The sequence below is a fragment of the Cereibacter sp. Soil_C_27 genome (genome assembly GCF_057657095.1).
In genome coordinates, this window is record NZ_JBDGJD010000002.1 from 419,592 (window position 1) to 443,203 (window position 23,612).

Annotated in this window: 22 protein-coding genes; 13 read left to right on the plus strand and 9 right to left on the minus strand. The window is 66.9% G+C overall.

Annotated elements, in window-relative coordinates:
- Window position 1 precedes the first annotated feature (1 nt).
- The 3 genes from ubiV to AC3A5Z_RS08985 all read left to right on the plus strand — a co-directional run bounded on the left by ubiV (window position 2) and on the right by AC3A5Z_RS08985 (window position 2,290).
- The gene (gene ubiV / locus AC3A5Z_RS08975; RefSeq protein WP_487519025.1) at window positions 2-898 is read left to right on the plus strand and encodes a ubiquinone anaerobic biosynthesis protein UbiV; all 897 of its coding nucleotides are present in this window, start codon (window positions 2-4) and stop codon (window positions 896-898) included.
- A gap of 112 nt (window positions 899-1,010) precedes the next feature.
- Window positions 1,011-1,898 (plus strand): cation diffusion facilitator family transporter, encoded by an 888-nt coding sequence (locus AC3A5Z_RS08980; protein WP_487519026.1) that lies wholly within the window; start codon window positions 1,011-1,013, stop codon window positions 1,896-1,898.
- 227 nt (window positions 1,899-2,125) lie between these two features.
- The gene (locus AC3A5Z_RS08985; protein ID WP_487519027.1) at window positions 2,126-2,290 is read left to right on the plus strand and encodes a hypothetical protein; all 165 of its coding nucleotides are present in this window, start codon (window positions 2,126-2,128) and stop codon (window positions 2,288-2,290) included.
- A gap of 46 nt (window positions 2,291-2,336) precedes the next feature.
- On the opposite strand, the gene AC3A5Z_RS08990 is transcribed toward AC3A5Z_RS08985, so the two are convergent.
- Window positions 2,337-3,410: a DUF475 domain-containing protein gene (locus tag AC3A5Z_RS08990; RefSeq protein ID WP_487519028.1), complete on the minus strand. Its 1,074-nt coding sequence runs from the start codon at window positions 3,408-3,410 to the stop codon at window positions 2,337-2,339.
- Window positions 3,411-3,770: 360 nt separating this feature from the next.
- Window positions 3,771-4,529 (minus strand): DeoR/GlpR family DNA-binding transcription regulator, encoded by a 759-nt coding sequence (locus AC3A5Z_RS08995; protein WP_487519029.1) that lies wholly within the window; start codon window positions 4,527-4,529, stop codon window positions 3,771-3,773.
- 168 nt (window positions 4,530-4,697) lie between these two features.
- On the opposite strand from AC3A5Z_RS08995, the gene AC3A5Z_RS09000 reads away from it, so the two are divergent.
- Window positions 4,698-5,867 (plus strand): RsmB/NOP family class I SAM-dependent RNA methyltransferase, encoded by a 1,170-nt coding sequence (locus tag AC3A5Z_RS09000; RefSeq protein WP_487519030.1) that lies wholly within the window; start codon window positions 4,698-4,700, stop codon window positions 5,865-5,867.
- Window positions 5,868-6,041: 174 nt separating this feature from the next.
- Window positions 6,042-8,261, plus strand: a complete 2,220-nt coding sequence (locus tag AC3A5Z_RS09005) for a hybrid sensor histidine kinase/response regulator (RefSeq protein WP_487519598.1) — start codon at window positions 6,042-6,044, stop codon at window positions 8,259-8,261.
- 9 nt (window positions 8,262-8,270) lie between these two features.
- Here AC3A5Z_RS09005 and AC3A5Z_RS09010 read toward each other — a convergent pair whose 3' ends face one another.
- On the minus strand, window positions 8,271-8,864 hold the full coding sequence (locus AC3A5Z_RS09010; RefSeq protein ID WP_487519031.1) for a hypothetical protein: 594 nt from the start codon (window positions 8,862-8,864) through the stop codon (window positions 8,271-8,273).
- Window positions 8,865-9,057: 193 nt separating this feature from the next.
- Here AC3A5Z_RS09010 and recA point away from each other — a divergent pair, with 193 nt between their 5' ends.
- From recA to AC3A5Z_RS09030, 4 genes are all read left to right on the plus strand, one after another.
- Complete coding sequence (gene recA, locus AC3A5Z_RS09015; protein ID WP_487519032.1) at window positions 9,058-10,131, plus strand: recombinase RecA; 1,074 nt, start codon at window positions 9,058-9,060, stop codon at window positions 10,129-10,131.
- A gap of 142 nt (window positions 10,132-10,273) precedes the next feature.
- Window positions 10,274-12,922, plus strand: coding sequence for an alanine--tRNA ligase (alaS, locus tag AC3A5Z_RS09020; RefSeq protein ID WP_487519033.1), 2,649 nt, complete (start codon window positions 10,274-10,276; stop codon window positions 12,920-12,922).
- 1 nt (window position 12,923) lies between these two features.
- Window positions 12,924-13,214: a DUF1330 domain-containing protein gene (locus tag AC3A5Z_RS09025; protein WP_136791222.1), complete on the plus strand. Its 291-nt coding sequence runs from the start codon at window positions 12,924-12,926 to the stop codon at window positions 13,212-13,214.
- 272 nt (window positions 13,215-13,486) lie between these two features.
- A complete protein-coding gene (locus AC3A5Z_RS09030) occupies window positions 13,487-14,281 on the plus strand; it encodes a class II glutamine amidotransferase (RefSeq protein ID WP_487519034.1) in 795 nt (264 codons plus the stop codon).
- A gap of 80 nt (window positions 14,282-14,361) precedes the next feature.
- Here AC3A5Z_RS09030 and typA read toward each other — a convergent pair whose 3' ends face one another.
- From typA to AC3A5Z_RS09060, 6 genes are all read right to left on the minus strand, one after another.
- Window positions 14,362-16,179: a translational GTPase TypA gene (typA, locus tag AC3A5Z_RS09035; RefSeq protein ID WP_487519035.1), complete on the minus strand. Its 1,818-nt coding sequence runs from the start codon at window positions 16,177-16,179 to the stop codon at window positions 14,362-14,364.
- A gap of 109 nt (window positions 16,180-16,288) precedes the next feature.
- On the minus strand, window positions 16,289-16,891 hold the full coding sequence (locus AC3A5Z_RS09040) for a YitT family protein (RefSeq protein ID WP_487519036.1): 603 nt from the start codon (window positions 16,889-16,891) through the stop codon (window positions 16,289-16,291).
- Window positions 16,892-17,123: 232 nt separating this feature from the next.
- A complete protein-coding gene (locus AC3A5Z_RS09045; RefSeq protein ID WP_487519037.1) occupies window positions 17,124-18,338 on the minus strand; it encodes an NADP-dependent isocitrate dehydrogenase in 1,215 nt (404 codons plus the stop codon).
- A 108-nt stretch (window positions 18,339-18,446) separates the two neighbouring features.
- Window positions 18,447-18,788 carry a hypothetical protein gene (locus tag AC3A5Z_RS09050; RefSeq protein ID WP_487519038.1) on the minus strand — a complete coding sequence of 114 codons (342 nt, stop codon included), beginning with the start codon at window positions 18,786-18,788 and terminating at the stop codon, window positions 18,447-18,449.
- Window positions 18,785-19,378, minus strand: coding sequence for an HD domain-containing protein (locus AC3A5Z_RS09055; protein ID WP_487519039.1), 594 nt, complete (start codon window positions 19,376-19,378; stop codon window positions 18,785-18,787). Before AC3A5Z_RS09055 ends, AC3A5Z_RS09050 begins: the two co-directional genes overlap by 4 nt.
- A complete protein-coding gene (locus AC3A5Z_RS09060) occupies window positions 19,375-20,034 on the minus strand; it encodes an alpha/beta hydrolase (RefSeq protein WP_107663521.1) in 660 nt (219 codons plus the stop codon). The genes AC3A5Z_RS09055 and AC3A5Z_RS09060 overlap by 4 nt, the downstream gene beginning before the upstream one ends.
- Before the next feature lie 142 nt (window positions 20,035-20,176).
- Here AC3A5Z_RS09060 and iscR point away from each other — a divergent pair, with 142 nt between their 5' ends.
- Genes iscR through AC3A5Z_RS09080 form a run of 4 tightly spaced genes read left to right on the plus strand, consistent with a single transcriptional unit; the run spans window position 20,177 to window position 23,607 of the window.
- Window positions 20,177-20,650 (plus strand): Fe-S cluster assembly transcriptional regulator IscR, encoded by a 474-nt coding sequence (gene iscR, locus AC3A5Z_RS09065; RefSeq protein ID WP_487519040.1) that lies wholly within the window; start codon window positions 20,177-20,179, stop codon window positions 20,648-20,650.
- 40 nt (window positions 20,651-20,690) lie between these two features.
- Window positions 20,691-21,737, plus strand: a complete 1,047-nt coding sequence (locus AC3A5Z_RS09070; RefSeq protein WP_487519041.1) for a cysteine desulfurase family protein — start codon at window positions 20,691-20,693, stop codon at window positions 21,735-21,737.
- Between the two features lie 41 nt (window positions 21,738-21,778).
- Window positions 21,779-23,299, plus strand: a complete 1,521-nt coding sequence (gene sufB, locus AC3A5Z_RS09075; protein WP_487519042.1) for a Fe-S cluster assembly protein SufB — start codon at window positions 21,779-21,781, stop codon at window positions 23,297-23,299.
- Window positions 23,296-23,607: a heavy metal-binding domain-containing protein gene (locus AC3A5Z_RS09080; RefSeq protein ID WP_487519043.1), complete on the plus strand. Its 312-nt coding sequence runs from the start codon at window positions 23,296-23,298 to the stop codon at window positions 23,605-23,607. Before sufB ends, AC3A5Z_RS09080 begins: the two co-directional genes overlap by 4 nt.
- Window positions 23,608-23,612: the final 5 nt, after the last annotated feature.

A 23,612-nucleotide genomic window follows, 5' to 3' on the forward strand; every position in this document is an offset into this window, starting at 1 on the left:
CATGGATCTCACCCTTGGCCCGATCCAGTTCTTCTGGGAGGCCCCCCGCATCCGCGACTTCTACGCCCGCATCGCCGACGAGGCCCCGGTGGCCCGCGTCGTGCTGGGCGAACTGGTCTGCTCCAAGCGCCTGCCGTTCTGGCAGGGCGAGATCCCGGTGGCGGTGGAGCGGCTGAAGGCGGCGGGCAAGGAAGTCTGGCTGACCTCGCTCGCCCTCGTCACGCTGAAACGCGAACGGCAGCTGACCGAAGAGCTGGTCGATGCCGGGGTGGGGGTCGAGATTTCGGACCTGACGACACTGGCCTATCTGCCGAAGGGCACACCCTTCTCGGTGAGCCCGCTGATCAATGTCTACAACATCGGCACGCTCGACTGGCTGGCCGAGCGCGGGGCGAAGCGGATCTGCCTGCCGAACGAGCTGCCGCTGGCCTCGGTCGCCCGGCTGGCCGCGGCGGGGGCCGAGCGCGGCGTCGCGGTCGAGGTCTGGGGCTTCGGGCGGCAGCCGCTGGCAATCTCGGGGCGCTGCTATCATGCGCGGCTGCACAACCGCTCGAAGGACAGCTGCCAGTTCATCTGCAACGCCGATCCCGACGGGCGCGAGGTCGACACGCTGGACGGCGAACGCTTCCTCGCGGTGAACGGGGTGCAGACGCTGTCGGCGGCCACCTCCTTTGCCGGTGGCGAGATCGGCGCGCTGGCGGCGGTGCAGGTCTCGGCGCTGCGGCTCTCGCCGCAGACCGGCGACATGGTGGCGCTGGCGCGGGAGTTCGAGGCGGCGATCGCGGCGGGTGGGGCGGGCCCGGCGCTGGAGGCCGCGGCCCGTGCGGCAGCGCCGGGCGGGCAGCTCGCCAACGGCTATCTGCGCGGCCATGCGGGGGCCGAGTGGGCGCCGGCCTGAAACCTCGCCAAGTCCCTGAGAATGCGAGACATTCTCAGGGATTTCTCATCTTGAAACGCGCCGCCGCTTTCTGCTAGACAGCCGCTCTACCCCAGAGAGCCGGAGCGCGCCGATGACCCCTGTCCTGAAGCTTGCCGTCGGCAGCCTGATTGTTGGCATCCTCGTGCTGGGGCTGAAGACGCTTGCCTGGCAGATGACCGGCTCCATCGCGCTGCTGTCGGATGCGATGGAGAGCATCGTTAACGTCGCCACCGCCATCGTGGCGCTGGTGGCGATCCGGATCGCGGCGATTCCCGCCGATGCCAACCACCCCTACGGCCATCACAAGGCGGAGTTCCTCAGCGCGGTGCTGGAGGGGGTGCTGATCATCATCGCGGCGCTCCTGATCCTGCGCGAGGCCTACTTCGGCTTCCTGAACCCGACACCGCTCGACGCGCCGCTGGACGGGCTCGCGGTGAACATCGCGGCTTCGCTGCTGAACGCCGGCTGGTGCTGGGTGCTGATCACCCGGGGGCGGCTGTTGCGCTCGCCTGCGCTGGTGGCGGATGGCAAGCATCTGCTGACCGATGTCGTCTCGTCGATCGGGGTGACGGCGGGGGTGCTGCTGGCGATCTCGACCGGCTGGGCGATCCTCGACCCCTTGCTGGCGGCGCTGGTGGCGGTGAATATCCTGTGGTCGGGCTGGAAGGTCATGTCGACCTCGCTGAGCGGCCTTCTCGACGAATCCGTGTCCGACGAGACGCTGGCCTCGGTGAAGGCGGTGATCTCGACCGAGGCCAGCGGGGCGGTGGAGGCGCATGACCTGCGCACCCGTCACGCCGGGCGGATCACCTTCATCGACTTCCATCTGGTCGTCACGGGCGAGACCACTGTCGCCGCGGCGCATGAGATCTGCGACCGGATCGAGGCGGCGCTGCGCCGGGTGGTGCCGGATTGTTCGGTGAACATCCATGTCGAGCCGGAGTTCAAGGCCAAGCATTCCGGCATCGTCGTGCTCTGAGGCAGGGGCCTGCGACCGTTCGGCGCAGGATCGGGGGCGAGGGCTTCGTGATACCGCCTGAAATCCGGGCGTTTTCCCGCCGGATCAGCGGCTTGGCGGCTTTTGTGCACATCCCTTGCCCAAGCGCTGCGGCGGCTCGGCGGCATGGACTTGATGCGGGTCAATGTCTTGGCAAGGTCTGGGGCTCAGGCTCGGGTCATCGCAGCAAGAGAGAAAGCGAGACCATCATGACCGGCCTGACCACCTCGACCGTCCGCAGCCTCGTCGGGCTTCTGGATGTGCTGGGGGCCGCCTTTTCCGCCAGCGCGGCGGTTCGTTCCCATCACCGCCCCAGCGTTGCCGACCTGCGGCGGCTCGGCATCCCGGAAGACGAGTTTCCCACCCGGCTCTGACAGGGCCAAATGAAAAAGGCCCGCGTTGCCGCGGGCCTTTGCCGGATCAGGCCGTCGCTTCGGCCAGGGGTTCCGGATTGTTGCGGTTCCAGCGGATCGAGGACCAGAGCGACACGCCGATCAGCGCCGCGCCACCGAGGCCGGTGATGACCTCCGGGATGTGGTAGAGCGTCTGGACAAACATGATCACCGAGAGGATCAGGATGGCGTAGAAGGCGCCATGCTCGAGATAGCGGTATTGCGCCAGCGTGCCCTGCTCGACCAGCATGATGGTCATGGAGCGGACATACATCGCGCCGATCCCCAGACCGATGGCGATGACGAAAAGGTTCTGGCTGAGCGCGAAGGCCCCGATCACCCCGTCGAAGGAGAAGGAGGCATCCAGCACTTCGAGATAGAGGAAGGCACCCAGACCGCCCTTGACCGCCGCATCGGTGGTCTGCTGGCTCGCGTCGAGAAAGCCGCCCAGCACTTCGACCAGCAGGAAGGTCAGCAGGCCGTAGATCGCGGCATTGACGAAGGTCTGCTGCTCGGGCCCTTCGAGAAGCTGCGAGAAGCCGAGGATGATGGACAGAACCAGCGCCACCTCGATGCCGCGGATCGACGAGTAGCGCGCGGCCTGCTCCTCGATCCATGCGACCCAGTGGACGTCCTTCTCGTGGTCGAAGAAGTAGGACAGGCCCACCATCATCAGGAAGGCGCCACCGAAGGCCGCGATCGGCAGGTGGGCATCGTTCATGATGCGGGCATATTCCTCGGGCTGCGAGGCAGCGAGAACCAGCGCGTCGATCGGGCCGATGTTGGCGGCGATCACCACGATCAGCAGCGGGAAGACGATCCGCATGCCGAAGACGGCGATGATGATGCCCCAGGTCAGGAAGCGGTGCTGCCAGACCGGGCTCATCGTCTTGAGCTTGTTGGCGTTGACGATGGCGTTGTCGAAGGAGAGCGAGATTTCCAGCACCGCGAGCACGGCACAGATGAAGAAGATGGTGAGCATGCCCGAGACGGTGCCCGAGCTCTGCCAGCCGAGCAGCGCGCCGAGGGCGAGGCCGACTGCGGTGACAATGAAGGCCCAGGTGAAATAGCTGAGCGGGTTCTTCTTGCCGGCCCCGGTCATGCGCGGTGCTCCGCGCCAGAGGGAGACATCATCGTCGGGCAGGCACCGGTGCGGGCGCGCGATACGGGTGGAGTCATGAAAACAGGTCCAATGCGGCAGTGACGCTGCGATGCCGACATCACGAGAGTGCCGCAGTTCTCTCGCCAGAGGGGCCCGGCCATCGTAGGACCGCCCCGACCAGGGCGGCATACGCGGCGACCGTCCGCCAAGGCGGAAGACAGCTGCGATACCTCCGCATGTGGGATTGGCCCCCCGCATGTCAACCCGCACCGCTCCCGAATTCGTGATCGGAAGGCGGAATCTCGCAGATAGGTATTCCCCACTGCCTTCGGAAGCCCGGCGCGGCGGAATGTCGCCGCGTCAGGCGACGTGGACGGCGGTCTTCCAGTCGGCGCAGCGCTCGGTCAGATCCTCGGGCAGCGGCTGATCGGTGAAGATCGCGTCGATCTCGGAGAGCGAGGCAAGCTTCACCGGGGCGGAGCGGTCGAGCTTGGAGGCGTCGGAGACGAGGAAGGTCTGGCGCGACTGGCGGATGATCGCCTTGGCGACGCGCACCTCGGCCAGATCGAAGTCCAGAAGGTCGCCGTCGCGGTCGAGCGCCGAGATGCCGATGATGGCGAAATCGACCTTGAACTGCTCGATGAACTGGGTGGTCAGATCGCCGACCAAACCGCCGTCCGACCGCCTGAGCCCGCCGCCGGCCACCATGATCTCGCAGCTCTCGTTGGCGACGAGGATGTTGGCCACGTTCATGTTGTTGGTGACGACGGTGATGTTGCGGTGGTTCAGCAGCTCGCGCGCCACGGCTTCGGTGGTGGTACCGATGTTGAGGATCATCGAGCTGTTGTCGGGGATGGCCCGGGCGCAGCAGCGACCGATGGCGGCCTTGGCGCTGTCGTGCATCCGCCGCCGTTCCTCGTAGCCGATGTTCGACACGCCCGTGCGCATCACCGCGCCACCATGCACCCGGTCGAGCAGCCCGGCCTCGGAAAGCTCGGTCAGGTCGCGCCGGATGGTCTGCAGCGTCACCGCGAAGCGCTCGGCGAGCTGTTCCACCACCACGCGGCCTTCGCTGCGTGCCATTTCCAGGATTTCGGTCTGCCGGAAGTTGAGGGCCATCTGGGTCTCGTGCTTGAGGGTGCGACCTGTTTGCCATGCTTCCCGCGACGTGTCATGCCTCCGCATGGTGGCAAATGGGCGCGGAACCACGGGATTGGCGCTTTTTCCCCGGTGGCGGCGTCGGGCCTGCCATCGGTGCTGCCGCAACCCAGAGCAGGACCACCGCGCATGACCCCCTCCGCCCGCCTTTCCGCCGCGATCGAGATCCTCGACCGGGTGCTTGCCGGCACCCCCGCAGAGCAGGCCCTGACCAACTGGGGCCGCTCCAGCCGCTTCGCCGGATCGGGCGACCGGGCGGCGGTGCGCGATCTGGTGTTCGACGCCTTGCGCTGCCGGCGGTCGTTTGCGGCGCTTGGCGGGCCGGGCGGGCGCGGGCTGATCCTTGGCGGGCTGCGGGCCGCGGGGGCGGATGTGGCGGCGCTCTTCAGCGGCGAGGGCCATGCCCCGGCGGCGCTGACCGAGGCCGAGGCCACCGGGCAGCCCGAGCCCGCGCCGCTCGAGGCGCTGGATTGTCCCGACTGGCTGGCGCCCCGGCTGCAGGACAGTCTGGGCGACGATTTCGCCCCGGTGATGCAGGCGCTGCGCCACCGCGCCCCGGTCTTCCTGCGGGTCAACAGCGCGCGCACGACCTTGGCCGGGGCGCAGCAGCGCCTTGCCGCCGAGGGGATCGCGACCGAGCCGCATCCCCTGGCCGACACCGCGCTGCGGGTGACCGAGGGCGCGCGCCGGGTGCATGCCTCGGCCGCCTTTGCCGAGGGGCTGGTGGAGCTGCAGGATGCCGCCTCGCAGGCGGTGGTCGCGGCGCTGCCGCTGGCGACGGGGCAGAGCGCGCTCGACTATTGCGCGGGCGGCGGCGGCAAGACGCTGGCGATGGCGGCGCGGGCCCGGCTGAAGCTCTTTGCGCATGACGCCGATGCCGGGCGGATGCGCGACCTGCCGGTGCGGGCGAAGCGGGCAGGTGCGCAGGTCACGGTGCTGGGCCCGGCGGCGGTGGAGCGGCAGGCGCCCTATGATCTTGTGCTGGCCGACGTGCCCTGCAGCGGCTCGGGCAGCTGGCGCCGCGCCCCCGAGGCGAAATGGGCGCTGACCGAGGAGCGGCTGCAGGCGCTCTGCGCGATCCAGGGCGAGATCCTCGACCGGGTGGCGCCGCTGGTGGCCGAGACCGGGCATCTGGCCTATGCCACCTGCTCGCTTCTGGACGAGGAGAATGCGCGCCAGATCGACGCCTTCCTTGCCCGCCATCCGGGCTGGGAGCGGCGTCTGGAGCGCCGGTTCACCCCGCTTGATGGGGGCGACGGGTTCTTTCTGGCCATTTTGGCAAGAATTGGCCGGGCTTGACCGCAGCTCCCGCGGATTTTTCCCCGGCGGTTAAGGCATGATTAACGATTTCTGCCGCGAATAGAGGAAGGGCGAATCCCGCGGGAGGTGAGCAGAACCGTGACACAGACCCTGGATCTGATCGCGACGGCGCGCGGCTTCTCTTCCCGCCTCTGGCTGCTGCTGGCGGTGGCCATGGCCAGCTTCACCGTGGCGCTGTTCGCCCCCGACCCCGACCTGCGGCTGGTCGCCGCGATGACCGGGCTCACCTTCGTCGGCATGGTGGTCGTCTCACGCGCGCTCGTGTTCTTCGGCTGGATGGAGGGGCGGCGGCTGGACGGGCGGTTGTCGCGGCTGATCGGGCAGGATGCGGCGCCCTGCTTCAGCACCGATCCATTGGGCCAGATCGGCTATCAGAACAAGGCCGCCTTCGACCGCTTCGGCGAGCGCAACGGCTCGACGCTTGTCGCGGCCCTGCACGATCATTTCGCCAGCCCCGCCTCGGTGCTCTACCGGCTGCAGAGCCGCGCCACCCATCTGGGCTTCGCGCGCGAGGATGTGGTGACGCGGCGCGGCCACACCCGGCTCTCGGTGCATCGGGTGGGGCGGGCGACCTTTCTCTGGCGGCTGGAGGAGTTTCTCGACCGCTCCGGCGCCGGTCGCGGCGCCGAGACGCTGAGCCTGCCGATGCTGATCGCCAACAAGGCGGGGGTGGTGCTGTTCAGCAACGAGGCGATGCGGCGCCTGCTGGGGCAGAGGCCGAAGCGGCTCGACCGGGTCTTCACCACGCCGGTGCTGCGCTCGGGCGAGGAGGTGGAGATCGCGGCGCTGGAGGGCCCGGTGCGCGCCCTGCTGGCCGAGGTGGATGGCGCGGGGGAGCGGCGGGAGATCTATCTGATGCCCGTGCCGCAGCGCGCCACCAGCGACCCGGGCCTCGCGGATTTCGAGCATCTGCCGGTGGCGCTGATGAAATTCGGCGGCGACGGCAGGCTTCGCGCCGCCAATCGCGCTGCCCGCGACCTCGCCCGGCTGCACCCCGACAGCGCGGCGGAGTTTCCCGCGCTGTTCGAGGGGCTGGGCCGCTCGGTCTCGGACTGGCTGGCCGATGTCTGCGCCGAACGCACGCCAGGCAGCGCCGAAGTGCTGCGGCTGCGCTGCGCCGACGAGGATGTCTTCCTGCAGATCACCCTGCGCCGCATCGTCGAGCAGGGCCGCGCGCTGGTTCTGGCGGTGCTGAACGACGCGACTGCCCTCAAGACGCTCGAGGCGCAGTTCGTCCAGAGCCAGAAGATGCAGGCCATCGGCCAGCTTGCGGGCGGGATCGCCCATGATTTCAACAATCTCCTGACAGCGATCTCGGGTCATTGCGACCTCCTGCTGCTGCGCCACAGCCGCGAGGACCCCGAGTTTGCCGATCTGGTCCAGATCCACCAGAACGCCAATCGCGCGGCCAGCCTCGTGGGCCAGCTTTTGGCCTTCTCGCGCAAGCAGACGCTGAAGCCCGAGCGGGTCGACCTGCAGGAGGTGCTGTCGGATCTCACCCATCTGCTGAACCGGCTGGTGGGCGAGAGGGTCAGCCTGAAGCTGTCGCATGCCGCCGATCTGGGACCGATCCGCGCCGACAAGCGGCAGCTGGAGCAGGTGCTGATGAACCTCGTGGTCAATGCCCGCGACGCCATGCCCGAAGGCGGGGTGATCCGCATCTCGACCGAAGCGGTGACCCTCGGCGAAGACCTGCGCCGCGACCGGGCGGTGGTGCCGCCGGGCGACTATGCGCTGATCCGGGTGCAGGACACCGGCACCGGCATCGCGCCCGATCGCCTGCAGAAGATCTTCGAGCCGTTCTACACGACCAAGCGCACCGGCGAGGGCACCGGGCTCGGGCTCTCCACCGCCTATGGCATCGTGAAACAATCGGGCGGGTTCATCTTCGTCGACAGCGAGCTGGGGCAAGGGTCGGTGTTCCAGCTCTATTTCCCGATCAACAACGAGCCCGCCGAACTGGCGGAACCGCTGCCGAGCCCGGCGCTGCGCCACATGATGCGGCCGGGCGAGGGGGTGGTGCTCTTGGTGGAGGATGAGGCGCCGGTGCGGGCCTTTGCCTCGCGGGCGCTCCGGATGCGCGGCTATACCGTGCTGGAGGCCGAGAATGCCGAGGAGGCGCTGAAGACGCTGGAGGACCCTGCGCTCGATGTCGATGTCTTCGTGACCGATGTGGTGATGCCCGGGATGGACGGCCCGACCTGGGTGCGGCGGGCGCTGGAGCATCGGCCGGATGTAAAGGTAGTCTTCGTCTCGGGCTATGCCGAGGAATGCCTGGCGGAATCGCAGGCCCGGATCCCGAATTCGGTCTTCCTGCCGAAACCCTTCTCGCTGAACGAGCTGACCACCACGGTGCAGGGCCAGCTGCACTGAAGCCAAGGCTCAGCAGAGCGTGGCGTAAAGGTCATAATCCCGTGCCGCCACCTGCCGCAGCAGCGCCTCGGTCTCCTCCGGCAGCTCCATGGCCGCCTCGGGCGAGACGTTGAGCCGGGGCAGCACGATATGGCAGTCGAGCCGCTCCTCGAGGAAATCGACGAAACTGTCGATATCCTCGTAGCGGAACAGCCGGTCCACTCCCCGCCCGTTGCGCGGCTGCAGGAAGCGCGCCTGCGAGCCCACCGCCGCATAGGCCGGCTGCGGATCGGCGGCATAACCGCGGATGAAGGCGTCGAAGCTGATACCCAGGGTGCTCTTTTCCGGCGCGATCCCCTCGTCTTCGCGCTGGCGGTAGCGATACCAGCTGCCGAGCCAGTCGCGCGGCTCGCGCATCAGTGCCACGACGGTGAAGTCATGCCCCGAGGCAGCCTCGAAATAGGGACCGAGGAAACGATGATAGCGCTGCACGGTGGTATGCTTCAGCACCGGGGGTCGCTGCAGCGAGACCGAGGCCAGCGATTCGAGCGCGGCCTCGATCGCGGTGGAGCCCGTCTTGGGCGTGGCCAGAAATGCCAGCCGTTGCTCCCAGAAAACCAGCATACCCGTCCCTTTTTCGCAGGCCGCCCCCCGGCGGCGCCCGCGCGGAAACTATCCCGTAACCATTTTCTGAAAAAGCTGAATTTACGAGAAACCGGTTGATATGTTCCCGTTTTGATCGCATAACGACAGGAACGCTTGGGGAACACCGGGAATGATTGCTGCGCACCCGCGGCTGTGGAATAAGGAACAGGACATGGCGACGGCGAACCTCCTCGATTTGAACGGAAAGCGCGAAATGGACAAGGCGAAGGCGCTCGAAAGCGCGCTGGCCCAGATCGAACGGCAGTTCGGCAAGGGCTCGATCATGAAGCTCGGCACGAACAACCCGGTGATGGACATTGAAGCGACCTCCACCGGATCGCTGGGCCTCGACATCGCTCTGGGCATCGGCGGCCTGCCGAAGGGCCGGATCATTGAAATCTACGGGCCGGAAAGCTCGGGCAAGACCACGCTCACCCTGCATGTGGTTGCCGAAGAACAGAAAAAAGGCGGCGTCTGCGCCTTTGTCGATGCCGAGCACGCGCTCGATCCGCAATATGCCAAGAAGCTGGGCGTGAACCTTGACGAGCTGCTGATCAGCCAGCCCGACACGGGCGAGCAGGCGCTGGAGATCGTCGACACGCTGGTGCGCTCGGGCGCGGTGAGCCTGATCGTGGTCGACTCGGTGGCGGCGCTGACGCCGAAATCCGAGATCGAGGGCGACATGGGCGACATGCAGATGGGCGCGCAGGCCCGTCTGATGAGCCAGGCGATGCGCAAGCTGACCGCCTCGATCGGGCGTTCGAACTGCATGGTGATCTTCATCAACCAGATCCGCATGAAGATCGGCGTGATGTTCGGCAGCCCCGAGACGACCACGGGCGGCAACGCGCTGAAGTTCTACGCTTCGGTCCGGCTCGACATCCGGCGCACCGGCTCGATCAAGGAGCGCGAGGATGTCGTCGGCAACTCGACGCGGGTGAAGGTGGTAAAGAACAAGGTGGCACCGCCCTTCAAGCAGGTCGAATTCGACATCATGTATGGCGAGGGCATCTCCAAGACCGGCGAACTGGTCGATCTGGGGGTGAAGGCGGGTGTGGTGGAGAAATCCGGCTCCTGGTATTCCTATGGCGACGAGCGGATCGGTCAGGGGCGCGAGAATGCCAAGACCTTCCTCAAGTCGAACCCCTCGGTCGCCGCCGACATCGAAGAGAAGATCCGCGCCTCGCACGGGCTGGATTTCAGCGCCAGCGAAGGCGGCAAGGACGATGAAATCCTCGATATGTGAGCGGGAAAGCTGACGTCGAAGGGGCCGGACGCGCAAGCGCCGGCCCCTTTTGCATGGCGCGGCGCTGTCGCGGTGGACAGCCCCCGCCCGCGCCGCTAAACGGAACGCCGAACACGCCATCCGCCTGACATGGGGGCCTTGCATGCCGTCGCTGAACGATATCCGTTCCACCTTCCTCGACTTCTTCGAACGCAACGGCCACCGGGTGGTCGAAAGCTCGCCGCTGGTCCCGCGCAACGATCCCACGCTGATGTTCGCCAACTCGGGCATGGTGCAGTTCAAGAACTGCTTCACCGGGGTCGAGACCCGCGACTACAAGCGGGCCACCACCGCGCAGAAATGCGTGCGCGCGGGCGGCAAGCACAACGACCTCGACAACGTGGGCTACACGGCGCGGCACCACACCTTTTTCGAGATGCTGGGCAATTTCAGCTTCGGCGACTATTTCAAGAACGAGGCGATCCCCTTCGCCTGGGAGCTGCTGACCAAGGATTTCGACATCCCGAAGGACCGGCTGCTGGTCACCGTCTATCACACCGATGACGAGGCGGCGGCGATCTGGAAGAAGGTCGCCGGGCTGACCGATGACCGGATCATCCGCATCCCGACCAACGACAACTTCTGGATGATGGGCCCGACCGGCCCCTGCGGCCCCTGCACCGAGATCTTCTTCGACCACGGCGACAAGATCTGGGGCGGACCACCCGGCTCGGCCGACGAGGATGGCGATCGCTTCATTGAGATCTGGAACCTCGTCTTCATGCAAAACGAGCAGCATCCCGACGGGTCGATGACGCCGCTGCCGTCGCAGTCGATCGACACCGGCATGGGGTTGGAGCGGATCGGCGCGCTGCTGCAGGGCAAGCACGACAACTACGACACCGACCTCATGCGCGCGCTGATCGAGGCGTCCGCCCATGCGACGAGCTCGGATCCGGACGGCCCCGGCAAGACGCATCACCGCGTCATCGCCGACCATCTGCGTTCGACCAGTTTCCTGATCGCCGACGGGGTGATGCCCTCGAACGAGGGGCGTGGCTATGTGCTGCGCCGGATCATGCGCCGCGCGATGCGCCACGCGCATCAGCTGGGCGCGCAGGACCCGGTGATGCACCGTCTGGTGCCGGCGCTGGTGCGGCAGATGGGTGGGGCCTATCCGGAGCTGCAGCGCGGGCAGGCGCTGATCGAGGAGACGCTGCGGCTGGAGGAGACCCGCTTCCGCCAGACGCTGGACCGCGGTCTGAAGCTGCTGGAGGATGAGGTTTCGGGTCTTGGCGAGGGGCAGGCTCTGTCGGGGGCCGCGGCCTTCAAGCTTTACGACACCTACGGCTTCCCGCTCGACCTGACACAGGACGCGCTGCGCGAGAAGGGGCTGGCGGTCGATACAGAGGGCTTCGACGCGGCGATGGCCGAGCAGAAGGCCAAGGCGCGGGCGAGCTGGGCCGGGTCGGGCGAGACCAAGGATGCGGCGATCTGGTTCGACCTGGCCGAGCAGCATGGCGCGACCGAGTTCCTCGGCTATGACACCGAGACGGCGGAAGGTCAGGTTCTGGCGCTGGTCATGGGCGGCGCGGTCGATGTGGCCAAGGCCGGCGACACGGTGCAGATCGTGCTGAACCAGACGCCGTTCTATGCGGAATCGGGCGGGCAGGTGGGCGACACCGGCCTGTTGAAGACTGACAGCGGCGTTGCGCGGATCACCGATACCAAGAAGGGTCAGGGGCTGTTCATCCATTTCGCCGAAGTGACCGAGGGCGAGATCCGGCAGGGGCAGGGCGCCTCGCTGGTGGTGAATCACGCGGGGCGCTCGGCGATCCGGGCGAACCATTCGGCGACGCACCTCCTGCACGAGGCGCTGCGGCGCGCGCTCGGTGACCATGTGGCGCAGCGCGGCTCTCTGAACGCGCCGGACCGGCTGCGCTTCGACTTCAGCCATTCCAAGGCGCTCTCGCCCAAGGAACTGGCGCAGGTCGAGGCCGAGGTGAACGGCTTCATCCGCTCGAACGGTGCGGTCGAGACGCGGATCATGACGCCCGACGACGCGCGGGCGCTGGGGGCGCAGGCGCTGTTCGGCGAGAAATACGGCGACGAGGTGCGCGTCGTGTCGATGGGCGCGCAGGAGGGCTCGGGCAAGGGCGCCGACGGGCGGACCTACAGCCTCGAGCTCTGCGGCGGCACCCATGTGGCGCGGCTGGGCGATATCGGGCTCTGCGTGATCCTCGGCGATTCCGCCTCTTCCGCCGGTGTGCGCCGGGTCGAGGCGCTGACCGGCGAGGGGGCGCTGGCCTATCTCAACGAGCAGATGAAGCGTCTGGCCGACGTGGCCGCGGCGCTGAAGGCGGCGCCGGCGGAGGTCGTCGACCGGGTGAAGGCGCTGGTCGAGGAGCGGCGGCAGCTCTCCAACGAGGTGGCGCAGCTGCGGCGCGAGGCCGCGATGGGTGGCGGCGCCGCGGCGGAGGCCAAGGAGATCGGCGGGGTGAAGTTCCTCGCGCAGATCGTGCAGGGCGTTGCCGGCAAGGACATGCCGGGGCTGATCGACGAGATGAAGGCGCGGGTCGGCTCGGGCGCGGTGCTGCTGATCTCCGACACCGGCGGCAAGGCAGCGCTGGCGGCGGGTGTCACGGCGGATCTGACCGACCGGATCTCGGCGGTGACGCTGGTGAAGGCGGCGGCCGAGGCGCTTGGCGGCAAGGGCGGCGGTGGCCGTCCGGACATGGCGCAGGCCGGGGCGGCGGATGCCTCGCAAGCGGAAGCGGCAGTGAAGGCGGCTGAAGCCGTGATCGGAGGCTGAGATGGCGACGGCATTGTGGATCGCGAATGTCGAGGTGACCGACGCGGAGGCCTATGCGCTCTACGCCAAGGGCGCGGGGCCGGCCATTGCCGCGCATGGCGGGGTCTTCCTCGCCCGCGGCGGGCGGCATGTGCAGCTCGAGGGGCGTGACCGCTCGCGCAATGTGGTGGCGCGCTTTCCGTCGCTGGAGGCGGCGGTGGCCTGCTACAACTCGGCCGAGTATCAGGCGGCGCTGGACCATGCCCGCGGCGCCTCGGTGCGCGATCTGGTGGTGGTCGAAGAGGCGGAGTGAGGTTCTGGCGGCTACCCGCCGGGGGCTTCACGCCCCATAGCCCGGCCAAGGGCCGGGCGTTTCGCGCGGGACATCCTCCACCTGAAGATGTCCTGGCCGCGCTCCACCTCCCGTGGATATTTGGGCCAAGATGAAGGCGGGGGCTCCGGTCTGTGACGTTTTGATGATGCCTGCGGTTCGGGGCTTTGCTATCCTTGGCCAAACAAGAACCGGGGCAGCGATGAACGGGCAGGCTTCTTTGACTTCGGGCCCTCGAGCGGGGGCTTTCTGAGATGTGCCGTTGGGCCGCCTATATCGGCGCGCCGATCTTCCTCGAGGAGATCGTCAGCCGCCCCGGACATTCGCTGATCCACCAGAGCCACTGCGCCACCGAATGCAAGACGGCGATCAATGCCGACGGCTTCGGCATCGCCTGGTATGGCGAGCGGCCCGAGCCGGGGCTCTACCGCGACGTGCTGCCGGCCTGGTCGGACCCGAACCTGCGCAGCCTGACCGCACAGGTGAAGTCGCGGCTGTTCCTTGCCCATGTCCGCGCCTCGACCGGCACGGCGACCAGCCGCAACAATTGCCATCCCTTCGCCGTCGGCCGCTGGAGCTTCATGCACAACGGGCAGGTCGGCGGCTATGACAGTTTCCGCCGCGATGCCGACATGCTGGTGCCGGATGGGCTCTACCCGCACCGGCGCGGCGCGACCGACAGCGAGGCGCTGTTTCTCGTTGCCCTGGCCGAGGGGCTGGCGGAGGACCCCAGGGGCGCGCTGGAGAGGGCGGTGCGGCGCTTCGAGACGATCAGCCGCGAGAAGGGCTGCGCCCCGCATCTGCGTCTGACGGCGGCGCTGTCGGATGGCGAGCGGCTCCATGCGGTGCGCTATGCCAGCGACGAGCATGCGCCGACGCTCTATCACCGCTGGAGCGCGCGGCGGCAGGGCCGGGCGGTGGTGTCGGAGCCGCTGGAGAGCGACGAGGGGGACTGGCAGGCGGTGGCGCCGGGGTCGTTCTGCACCTTCGAGGGCGAGGCGGTGACGGTGGAGCCCTTCCTGCCCGAGGCGCGGCGCGCCGCGGCCTAGGCGCCCACGGGCTCGAGCCCTCCACAAAAGACAAAGGCCGCGCTTTGGGCGCGGCCTTCGGGTTTTAGGGCGTCGTCGGCTCAGCTGGCGCGCGACTGGCGCTTGCGCTCGTGGGGGTCGAGGTAGCGCTTGCGCATGCGGATGTTCTTCGGCGTGACCTCGACCAGCTCGTCATCGTCGATATAGGCGATGGCCTGCTCCAGCGAGAGCCGCACCGGCGTCGTCAGGCGCACGGCCTCGTCGGTGCCGGAGGCGCGGACGTTGGTCAGCTGCTTGCCCTTCAGCGGGTTCACTTCCAGGTCGTTCTCCCGGTTGTGCTCGCCGATGATCATGCCGGTGTAGACCGCTTCCTGAACGCCGATGAAGAAGTGGCCGCGATCTTCCAGCTTCCACATCGCATAGGCGACCGAGGTGCCGCTTTCCATCGAGATCAGCACGCCAGCGCGGCGGCCCTCGATCGGGCCCTTGTGCGGGGCCCATTCGTGGAAGACGCGGTTCAGCACGCCGGTGCCGCGGGTGTCGGTCAGGAACTGGCCGTGGTAGCCGATCAGGCCGCGCGAGGGCACATGGGCGATGATCCGGGTCTTGCCGGCGCCAGCGGCCTTCATCTCGACCAGATCGCCCTTGCGCGGGCCGGTCAGCTTCTCGATCACCGCGCCGGTGAATTCGTCATCCACGTCGATGGTGACTTCCTCGATCGGCTCGTGCCGCACGCCGTCGATCTCCTGGAACAGCACGCGCGGGCGCGAGATCGAGAGCTCGAAGCCCTCGCGGCGCATGTTCTCGATCAGCACGCCCATCTGGAGTTCGCCGCGACCCGCGACCTCGAAGGAGTCGCCCTGCGGCGAGTCGGTGACCTTGATCGCGACGTTGATCTCGGCCTCTTTCATCAGCCGCTCGCGGATGACGCGGGACTGCACCTTGGAGCCGTCCTTGCCGGCCAGCGGCGAGTCGTTGATGCCGAAGGTGACCGAGATGGTCGGCGGGTCGATCGGCTGGGCGGGAATCGCCGCCTCCACCGAGAGATCGCAGAGCGTGTCGGCCACCGTGGCCTTCGACATGCCGGCGACGGTCACGATGTCGCCGGCCTCGGCCACGTCGATCGGGGTCTGCGACAGGCCGCGGAAGGCCAGAACCTTGGAGACGCGGAACTGCTCGATCCGCTCGCCGTCGCGGTGCAGCGCCTTGAGCGTGTCGCCGGCCTTCAGCGTGCCCGCTTCGACGCGGCCGGTGAGGATGCGGCCGATGAACGGGTCGGCGGAGAGGGTGGTCGCCAGCATCTGGAACGGCTCGTCGCGGCGCGAGAGCTGCTTGGGCTGCGGCACATGGCGCAGCACCAGCTCGTAGAGCGCCGAGAGATCCTTGCGCGGCCCGTCCAGCGCCTCGTCCGCCCAGCCGGAACGGCCCGAGGCGTAGAGCACCGGGAAGTCGAGTTGGTCGTCGTCGGCACCGAGGTTGGCGAAGAGGTCGAAGACCTCGTTCAGCGCGCGGTCGGGCTCGGCATCGGGCTTGTCGACCTTGTTCAGCACCACGATCGGGCGCAGGCCGAGGGCCAGCGCCTTGGAGGTGACGAACTTGGTCTGCGGCATCGGACCTTCGGCGGCGTCGACCAGCAGCACCACGCCATCGACCATCGACAGGATCCGCTCCACCTCGCCGCCGAAGTCGGCGTGGCCGGGGGTGTCGACGATATTGACACGCTTGCCCGCCCATTCGAGCGAGGTGCATTTGGCGAGGATGGTGATGCCACGCTCGCGCTCGATGTCGTTGCTGTCCATCGCCCGCTCGGCGACGGCTTGGTTGTCACGGAAGGCACCGGACTGTTTGAGCAGCTCGTCCACCAGTGTTGTCTTGCCATGGTCGACGTGCGCGATAATGGCGATGTTGCGAAGCTCCATCGGGGGACTCTCTTTGGTTTTGTCAGAAGTTGGGGCGGCGTTACAGGAGAAGCCCCGAAAAGGCCAGAGGTCTTCGCATCGGCACCAGGAGAAGGCGCGGAATTCCCGCTCAGGTGGCGATGTAGCGGTCGCGGCGGTGGTTGATGGCTATGACGAGGTTCACCACCACGGCGCCGAGAAAGGAGAGCGCGACGGTACGCCAGTCGAGCAGCGTCGCTGCAACGGCGAAGAGGACGGCGTCGAAGAGAAGCTGGGTGTTGCCGGCGCGAAAGCCGGTCTTGTCCTGCAGGATGAGGGCGAGGATGCCGACGCCGCCGAGGCTCGCGCCATGGCGAAAGAGCGCCAGCAGCGCCGAGCCGGAGATCGCGCCGAAGAGTATGGCACCGAAGACGGGGTTCAGGCTGGCGAAGCTGACCCAGCCCGGCATCCAGAGGCTGAGGGCGGAGAGGATGCCCACGGCAAGGAAGGTCTTGAGCGTGAACTCCCAGCCCATGCGGCGGTAGCCGAGCCAATAGAACGGGATGTTGATGCAGAAGAACACCGGGCCGAAGCTCCAGCCGGTGGCGTAGGAGATCAGCACCGCAAGCCCCGCCGTCTGGCCGGTGACGAGGCCGAGATGGGTGAGCAGCGTGATGCCGAAGGCCGCCATGCCCGCGCCATAGGCGAGCGCCTGAGCGTCTTCGGTGAGGCTGTGGCGGGCGGGATCGGTCATCGGCGGCTCGGGGCGGGGCGGGCAAAGTTTCTGCGAAACTTTGGCGCGGAGGGGGGAGGGCGCGCATCGGGTCCAGCGCCGGGGCTTCACGCCCCCAGCGCTGCCACGGGCTTGGCGTTATTCGCTGAAATCCTCCACAAAAGGATTTCCCTTCGCTCATCACCCCGTGTGAGATTGGTGCGAGGTGAAAGCTGGGAGGGGCGGCCCGGAACCGGGTCGCCCTCAGCCGTGTTCAGCCCACGAGGGCCTTGTTGAGGTATTCGTCGACCTTTTCCATATAGCCCATCGTGGTCAGCCATTTCTGGTCGGGGCCGACCAGAAGCGCCAGATCCTTGGTCATGTGGCCGTCCTCCACCGCCTGCACCGTCACGCGCTCCAGCGTCTCGGCAAAGCGCAGGAGCTGCGCGTTGTCGTCGAGCTTGGCGCGGTGCTTGAGCCCGCCGGTCCAGGCGAAGATCGAGGCGATGGAATTGGTCGAGGTCTGCTTGCCCTGCTGGTGCTGGCGGAAGTGGCGGGTGACGGTGCCATGGGCGGCCTCGGCCTCCACGGTCTTGCCGTCGGGCGTCATCAGCACGGAGGTCATCAGGCCGAGCGAACCGAAGCCCTGGGCCACGGTGTCGGACTGCACATCGCCGTCGTAGTTCTTGCAGGCCCAGACATAGCCACCCGACCATTTCATCGCCGAGGCCACCATGTCGTCGATCAGCCGGTGCTCGTAATGGATACCGGCTTTCTTGAAGCGGTCGGCGAATTCCTCTTCGTAGACCTGCTGGAAGAGGTCCTTGAAGCGGCCGTCATAGGCCTTCAGGATGGTGTTCTTGGTCGAGAGATAGACCGGCCAGCCGAGCGAGAGCCCGTAGTTCATCGAGGCGCGGGCGAAATCGATGATCGAATCGTCGAGGTTGTACATCGCCATCGTCACCCCGGCGGAGGGGGCATCGTAGACGTCGCGCTCGATCACCGTGCCGTCGTCGCCGACGAATTTCAGCGTGAGCTTGCCCTTGCCGGGGAAGCGGAAGTCGGTGGCGCGATACTGGTCGCCGAAGGCGTGGCGGCCGACGACGATGGGCCGGGTCCAGCCCGGCACGAGGCGCGGCACGTTCTTGCAGATGATCGGCTGACGGAAGATCACCCCGCCGAGAATGTTGCGGATCGTGCCGTTGGGCGATTTCCACATCTGCTTCAGGCCGAATTCCTCGACCCTCGCCTCGTCGGGGGTGATGGTCGCACATTTCACGCCGACGCCGTGCTGCTTGATCGCATGGGCGGCATCGATGGTGATCTGGTCGGAGGTGCGGTCACGCTCCTCGATGCCAAGATCGTAGTAGTGCAGGTCGAGGTCGAGATAGGGAAGGATCAGCTTCTGCTTGATGAAATCCCAGATGATCCGGGTCATCTCGTCGCCGTCGAGTTCGACGACGGGGTTGGCTACCTTGATCTTCGACATGCGGGCCTCTCGGGGAAGGGTTGCGATGCGCCGGACATAGCCGGTTTCGCGGCGCTTGGGAAGAGCGGTATGCGATTGTATACCGAATTGTCATGATCTGACGAAACGTCAGTCGGCAGTCTCGCCGAGCCAGAGCTCGAAGCGGAAGGCGCCGCCGGTCTCGCGCATGCGGGCCAGCTTTTCGTCAAGCAGGGCACGCATCCGGGCGGGTTCGAGTGGGATCTCCCACTCGTCCTCGCCGTCGAGCCCCATGATCGACAGGTCGATCCGGCCGATCTCGCGCTCGCCGCGACATTCTGTCACTTCGAGCGTGTGCACCCATTCGTCGAGCCCCTCGAGCCGGGCGGCAAGATGGCCGAGATCATCGAGCGAAGCGACCGTGAGCGCGCCATCTTCCAGCAGCTCCTTCAGCGCGGCATCGTCACGGGCGGGATCATAGCGCGGGGTCATGCGGATACCCTGAAGAAACGGGCGCTTCTGCCCTTCACGTAGTCCCAGAGCCGGGGGGCGCCGCGAGCGATCTTGCTGCCGACGCGGGTCTCGAGCTGATCGGCGGTCACGGCATATTCCGTCCAGGTGCCACCGCCGCTTTCGATGTTGTGCATCACCGGCTGCACCCGGTCGAGCGATTTGGCGAAGATGGCGTCGGGGGTCTCGGCGGCCTCGAACTCGGCCCAGAGGGCGCGGAGATCGCCGCCGATGTCGGGCGGCAGCAGGCCGAAGATCCGGTCGGCGGCGCGGGCCTCGGCGGCCAGCGTGGCTTCCGATCCATGCGCCGCGCCATTCGCCGAATGGATCGGCACATCGCCCACGTCGATCTCGACCAGATCGTGCAGGATCAGCATCCTGACCACCCGGTCGATGTTGACGCCGGGGCCGGCCTGATCGGCCAGCACCAGCGCATAGAGCGCCAGATGCCAGGAATGCTCGCCCGAATTCTCGCGCCGCGAGCCGTCGCAGAGCGTGGTGGCGCGCAGCACCGATTTCAGCCGGTCGGCCTCGTTCAGGAAGGCGAACTGGGCCTCAAGCCGGTCGGTCAACGCGAGGCCTCGGTGAGCCGCCGCTTCACATAGCTCGACACGGTCGAGATCATCGGCGTCATATGGGCTTCCTCGTCCTTGAAGAAGTGGTCGGCGCCTTCGATCTGCTCGTGGGTGATCTTGATGCCCTTCTGCTCGTGCAGCTTGTTCACCAGCGTCACCGTATCCTTCGGCTGGGCCACCCGGTCGGCGGTGCCGTTGATGATCAGGCCGGAGGAGGGGCAGGGCGCGAGGAAAGAGAAATCATACATGTTCGCCGGTGGCGAGACCGAGATGAAGCCGGTGATCTCCGGGCGGCGCATCAAGAGCTGCATGCCGATCCACGCCCCGAAGGAGAAGCCCGCGACCCAGCAGTGCTTGGCGTTCTGGTTCATCGACTGCAGGTAGTCGAGCGCCGAGGCTGCATCGGACAGCTCGCCGATGCCCTGATCGTATTCGCCCTGCGACCGTCCGACGCCGCGGAAGTTGAAGCGCAGCACTGTGAAACCCAGACGATAGAAGGCATAGTGCAGGTTGTAGACGACCTTGTTGTTCATCGAGCCGCCGAACTGCGGATGGGGATGCAGCACGATGGCGATGGGGGCGTCACGTTCCTTTTGCGGGTGGTAGCGACCTTCGAGCCTGCCCTCCGGGCCGGCAAAGATGACTTCGGGCATCGCTCGCCTCTTTCTTGTCCGACGATTGTTGACTGAATCGCTCGGAGAACTTAGAACGGTTCCAAAGGGCAGAGCGCCCCGGAAGTGTAGGTGAGTTAAGCGGCCTGCCGCTTGGCGTCAATGTATTTGGGCGGAGACTGCGATGAAACTGTCGACCAAGGGGCGGTATGCGATGGTGGCTCTGGCCGACCTCGCGCTGGCCCAGAAGAAAACCGCCGAGGAGGGCCTCGTCTCGCTGGCCGAAGTGTCGCGGCGGCAGGACATCTCTCTGCCCTATCTGGAGCAGCTTTTCGTCAAGCTGCGCCGCGCCGGTCTGGTCGAGGCGGTGCGGGGCCCGGGCGGCGGCTACCGGCTGGCGCGCTCGGCGGATTCGATCCGGGTCAGCGAGATCATGGAGGCGGTCGAGGAGACGGTGAATGCGATGCACACCGGGGCGGGCGCCAATGGCGGCGTCTCGGGCAGCCGGGCGCAGTCCTTGACCAACCGGCTCTGGGAGGGACTTTCGGCGCATGTCTATGTCTTCCTGCACCAGACCCGGCTGTCCGACGTGATCAAGAACGAGATGCGCCCCTGTCCGGCGGTCCCGGCGCTGTTCCGCGTAGTGGACGAAGAGTGAGGCCGGGGGTCTCGCGGCGCTGTCCCGGGGAGGGATCGCGGTGAAGACGCGCAGCTATCTCGACTGGAACGCGACGACACCGCTGCGCCCCGAGGCGCGGGCGGCGATGCTCGACGCGATGGATCTGGTGGGCAACCCGTCTTCGGTCCATGCCGAGGGGCGGGCCGCGAAAGCGCTGATCGAGCGGGCGCGGGGGCAGATTGCCGCGGCGCTGGGGGCCGAGGGGGCGGATATCGTCTTCACCTCCGGCGCGACCGAGGCGGCGGCGCTGGCCTGTGCCGGGCGCGAGCTCGTCTGCGCCGATCTGGAACACGAGGCGGTGGTCGCCTGGTGCGACACTTCGCTTGCCGCCGATGCGTCGGGGCAGGTGGCGGTGGGCGATCCGGCGCGGACGGCGCTGCAGCTGGCCAATTCCGAGACCGGGGTGATGCAGCGCCTTCCCGAGGGGCTGGCTGTCACCGATCTGACGCAGGCCTTCGGCAAGGTGGCCTTCGCCTTCAACTGGCTCGGCTGCGACATGGCGCTGATCTCTGCGCACAAGCTGGGCGGACCCAAGGGGATCGGCGCGCTGATCCTGCGGCGCGGGCTGGACATATCGGCGCAGCTCAGGGGCGGCGGACAGGAGATGGGGCGGCGCGCAGGCACCGAGAACCTGATCGGCATCGCCGGTTTCGGGGCTGCAGCCGAGGCTGCGGCGCGCGATCTTTCCGCAGGCATCTGGGAACAAGTTGGCCAACTTAGAGATATTCTAGATTCGGCATTGTGCGTTGATGAGAAAGGGACTATTTCTGTCGGGAAAGACGCCGGGCGCCTTCCCAACACGCTGTGCCTTGTCACGCCGGGCTGGAAAGGCGAGACGCAGGTGATGCAGATGGATCTGGCCGGTTTCGCGATATCCGCGGGCTCGGCCTGTTCTTCGGGAAAGGTGCGGGCCAGCCGCGTGCTCAAGGCGATGGGTTTCGACGAGACCGCCGCCGCATCGGCGATCCGGGTTTCGCTCGGGCCCATGACGACAGAGGCCGAGGTGCTGCGCTTCGCAGAGGCCTGGCTTGCCGCGCGGGCCCGGCACAGGGCGCGGGCCGCGTAAGGAATTGGGGATATCCCCGCAGGAAACGGAGATTGAGACCGATGGCTGCACTTCAAGAGATCGAGCTTCCCGAAGTCCGCGATGGCGTCGACCGGGAGACCATCGAAACCGTCCATGCCATGGCCGGGAAATACAAATACGGCTGGGACACCGAGATCGAGATGGACTTCGCCCCCAAGGGGCTGAACGAGGACATCGTGCGGCTGATCTCGGCCAAGAACGGCGAGCCGGAGTGGATGCTGGAGTGGCGGCTGACCGCCTATCGCCGCTGGCTGCAGATGCAGGAGCCCCGCTGGGCCATGCTGAACTACCCGGACATCGACTACCAGGACATCTACTACTACGCGAGCCCCAAGAGCATGGAGGGCAAGCCGAAGTCGCTGGACGAGGTCGACCCCAAGCTGCTGGCGACCTATGCCAAACTCGGCATCCCGCTGAAGGAGCAGATGCTGCTGGCGGGTGTCGAGGGCGCCGAGCCGCCGCGTCAGGTGGCGGTGGACGCGGTGTTTGATAGCGTCTCGGTCGGCACCACCTTCAAGGCGGAGCTGGCGAAGGCAGGGGTGATCTTCTGCTCGATCTCCGAGGCGGTGCGCGAGCATCCGGAGCTGGTGAAGAAATACATCGGCTCGGTCGTGCCGCAGTCGGACAACTTCTTCGCCACGCTGAACTCGGCGGTCTTCTCGGACGGCTCCTTCGTCTACATCCCGCCGGGCGTGCGCTGCCCGATGGAGCTGTCGACCTATTTCCGCATTAACGCCGAGAACACCGGCCAGTTCGAGCGGACGCTGATCATCGCCGACAAGGGCTCCTACGTGAGCTACCTCGAGGGCTGCACCGCGCCGAAGCGCGACACCAACCAGCTTCATGCGGCGGTGGTGGAGATCGTCATCCTCGAGGATGCCGAGGTGAAGTATTCGACGGTGCAGAACTGGTATCCGGGCGACGAGAACGGTCTGGGCGGCATCTACAACTTCGTCACCAAGCGCGCCGATTGCCGCGAGGACCGGGCGAAGGTGATGTGGACCCAGGTCGAGACCGGCTCTGCGATCACCTGGAAATACCCGTCCTGCATCCTGCGCGGCGAGGCGAGCCAGGGCGAGTTCTACTCCATCGCCATCGCTAATAATGCGCAGCAGGCCGATACCGGCACCAAGATGATCCATCTCGGCAAGAACACCCGCTCGCGCATCGTGTCCAAGGGGATCTCGGCGGGCCGGGCGCAGAACACCTACCGGGGGCTCGTGTCGATGCACCCCAAGGCGACCAACTCGCGCAACTACACCCAGTGCGACAGCCTGCTGATCGGCGACAAATGCGGGGCGCATACCGTTCCCTATATCGAGGTGAAGAACAACTCCTCCCGCGTCGAGCACGAGGCAACGACCTCCAAGGTCGATGACGACCAGCTCTTCTACTGCCGGTCGCGCGGCATGGACGAGGAGGAGGCGGTGGCGCTGGTGGTGAACGGCTTCTGCAAGGAAGTGCTGCAGGCGCTGCCGATGGAATTTGCCATGGAAGCGCAGGCGCTGGTGGCAATCAGCCTCGAAGGATCGGTGGGATGATCGTCACGACGACGCCGAATATCGAGGGTCATCTGATCGCCGAATATCATGGCATCGTCTGTGGCGAGGCGATCCTCGGTGCCAATGTGATCCATGATCTTTTCGCCGGGATCACCGACATTCTGGGCGGCCGGTCGGGCGCCTACGAGAAAGAGCTCGGCAAGGCGCGCAAGACCGCACTGGCCGAAATGGAAGACCAGGCCCGTGCCGCCGGGGCGAATGCCGTGGTGGGAGTCGATCTCGACTACGAGGTCATCAACAACATGCTGATGGTGTCGGCCTCCGGCACTGCCGTTACCATTGCCTGAGGGAA

What these genes read in the sequence shown, in the direction of transcription:
- AC3A5Z_RS09050 (WP_487519038.1), bottom strand. Translation starts at nt 18,788, where the DNA reads ATGACCCCGCGCTATGATCCCGCCCGTGACGATGCCGCGCTGAAGGAG.
- AC3A5Z_RS09000 (WP_487519030.1), top strand. Translation starts at nt 4,698, where the DNA reads ATGACCCCCTCCGCCCGCCTTTCCGCCGCGATCGAGATCCTCGACCGG.
- AC3A5Z_RS09040 (WP_487519036.1), bottom strand. Translation starts at nt 16,891, where the DNA reads ATGACCGATCCCGCCCGCCACAGCCTCACCGAAGACGCTCAGGCGCTC.
- AC3A5Z_RS09010 (WP_487519031.1), bottom strand. Translation starts at nt 8,864, where the DNA reads ATGCTGGTTTTCTGGGAGCAACGGCTGGCATTTCTGGCCACGCCCAAG.
- alaS (WP_487519033.1), top strand. Translation starts at nt 10,274, where the DNA reads ATGCCGTCGCTGAACGATATCCGTTCCACCTTCCTCGACTTCTTCGAA.
- AC3A5Z_RS08980 (WP_487519026.1), top strand. Translation starts at nt 1,011, where the DNA reads ATGACCCCTGTCCTGAAGCTTGCCGTCGGCAGCCTGATTGTTGGCATC.
- typA (WP_487519035.1), bottom strand. Translation starts at nt 16,179, where the DNA reads ATGGAGCTTCGCAACATCGCCATTATCGCGCACGTCGACCATGGCAAG.
- ubiV (WP_487519025.1), top strand. Translation starts at nt 2, where the DNA reads ATGGATCTCACCCTTGGCCCGATCCAGTTCTTCTGGGAGGCCCCCCGC.
- AC3A5Z_RS09080 (WP_487519043.1), top strand. Translation starts at nt 23,296, where the DNA reads ATGATCGTCACGACGACGCCGAATATCGAGGGTCATCTGATCGCCGAA.
- AC3A5Z_RS09030 (WP_487519034.1), top strand. Translation starts at nt 13,487, where the DNA reads ATGTGCCGTTGGGCCGCCTATATCGGCGCGCCGATCTTCCTCGAGGAG.
- recA (WP_487519032.1), top strand. Translation starts at nt 9,058, where the DNA reads ATGGCGACGGCGAACCTCCTCGATTTGAACGGAAAGCGCGAAATGGAC.
- iscR (WP_487519040.1), top strand. Translation starts at nt 20,177, where the DNA reads ATGAAACTGTCGACCAAGGGGCGGTATGCGATGGTGGCTCTGGCCGAC.
- AC3A5Z_RS08985 (WP_487519027.1), top strand. Translation starts at nt 2,126, where the DNA reads ATGACCGGCCTGACCACCTCGACCGTCCGCAGCCTCGTCGGGCTTCTG.
- AC3A5Z_RS08995 (WP_487519029.1), bottom strand. Translation starts at nt 4,529, where the DNA reads ATGGCCCTCAACTTCCGGCAGACCGAAATCCTGGAAATGGCACGCAGC.
- AC3A5Z_RS09060 (WP_107663521.1), bottom strand. Translation starts at nt 20,034, where the DNA reads ATGCCCGAAGTCATCTTTGCCGGCCCGGAGGGCAGGCTCGAAGGTCGC.
- AC3A5Z_RS09025 (WP_136791222.1), top strand. Translation starts at nt 12,924, where the DNA reads ATGGCGACGGCATTGTGGATCGCGAATGTCGAGGTGACCGACGCGGAG.
- sufB (WP_487519042.1), top strand. Translation starts at nt 21,779, where the DNA reads ATGGCTGCACTTCAAGAGATCGAGCTTCCCGAAGTCCGCGATGGCGTC.
- AC3A5Z_RS09005 (WP_487519598.1), top strand. Translation starts at nt 6,042, where the DNA reads ATGGCCAGCTTCACCGTGGCGCTGTTCGCCCCCGACCCCGACCTGCGG.
- AC3A5Z_RS08990 (WP_487519028.1), bottom strand. Translation starts at nt 3,410, where the DNA reads ATGACCGGGGCCGGCAAGAAGAACCCGCTCAGCTATTTCACCTGGGCC.
- AC3A5Z_RS09045 (WP_487519037.1), bottom strand. Translation starts at nt 18,338, where the DNA reads ATGTCGAAGATCAAGGTAGCCAACCCCGTCGTCGAACTCGACGGCGAC.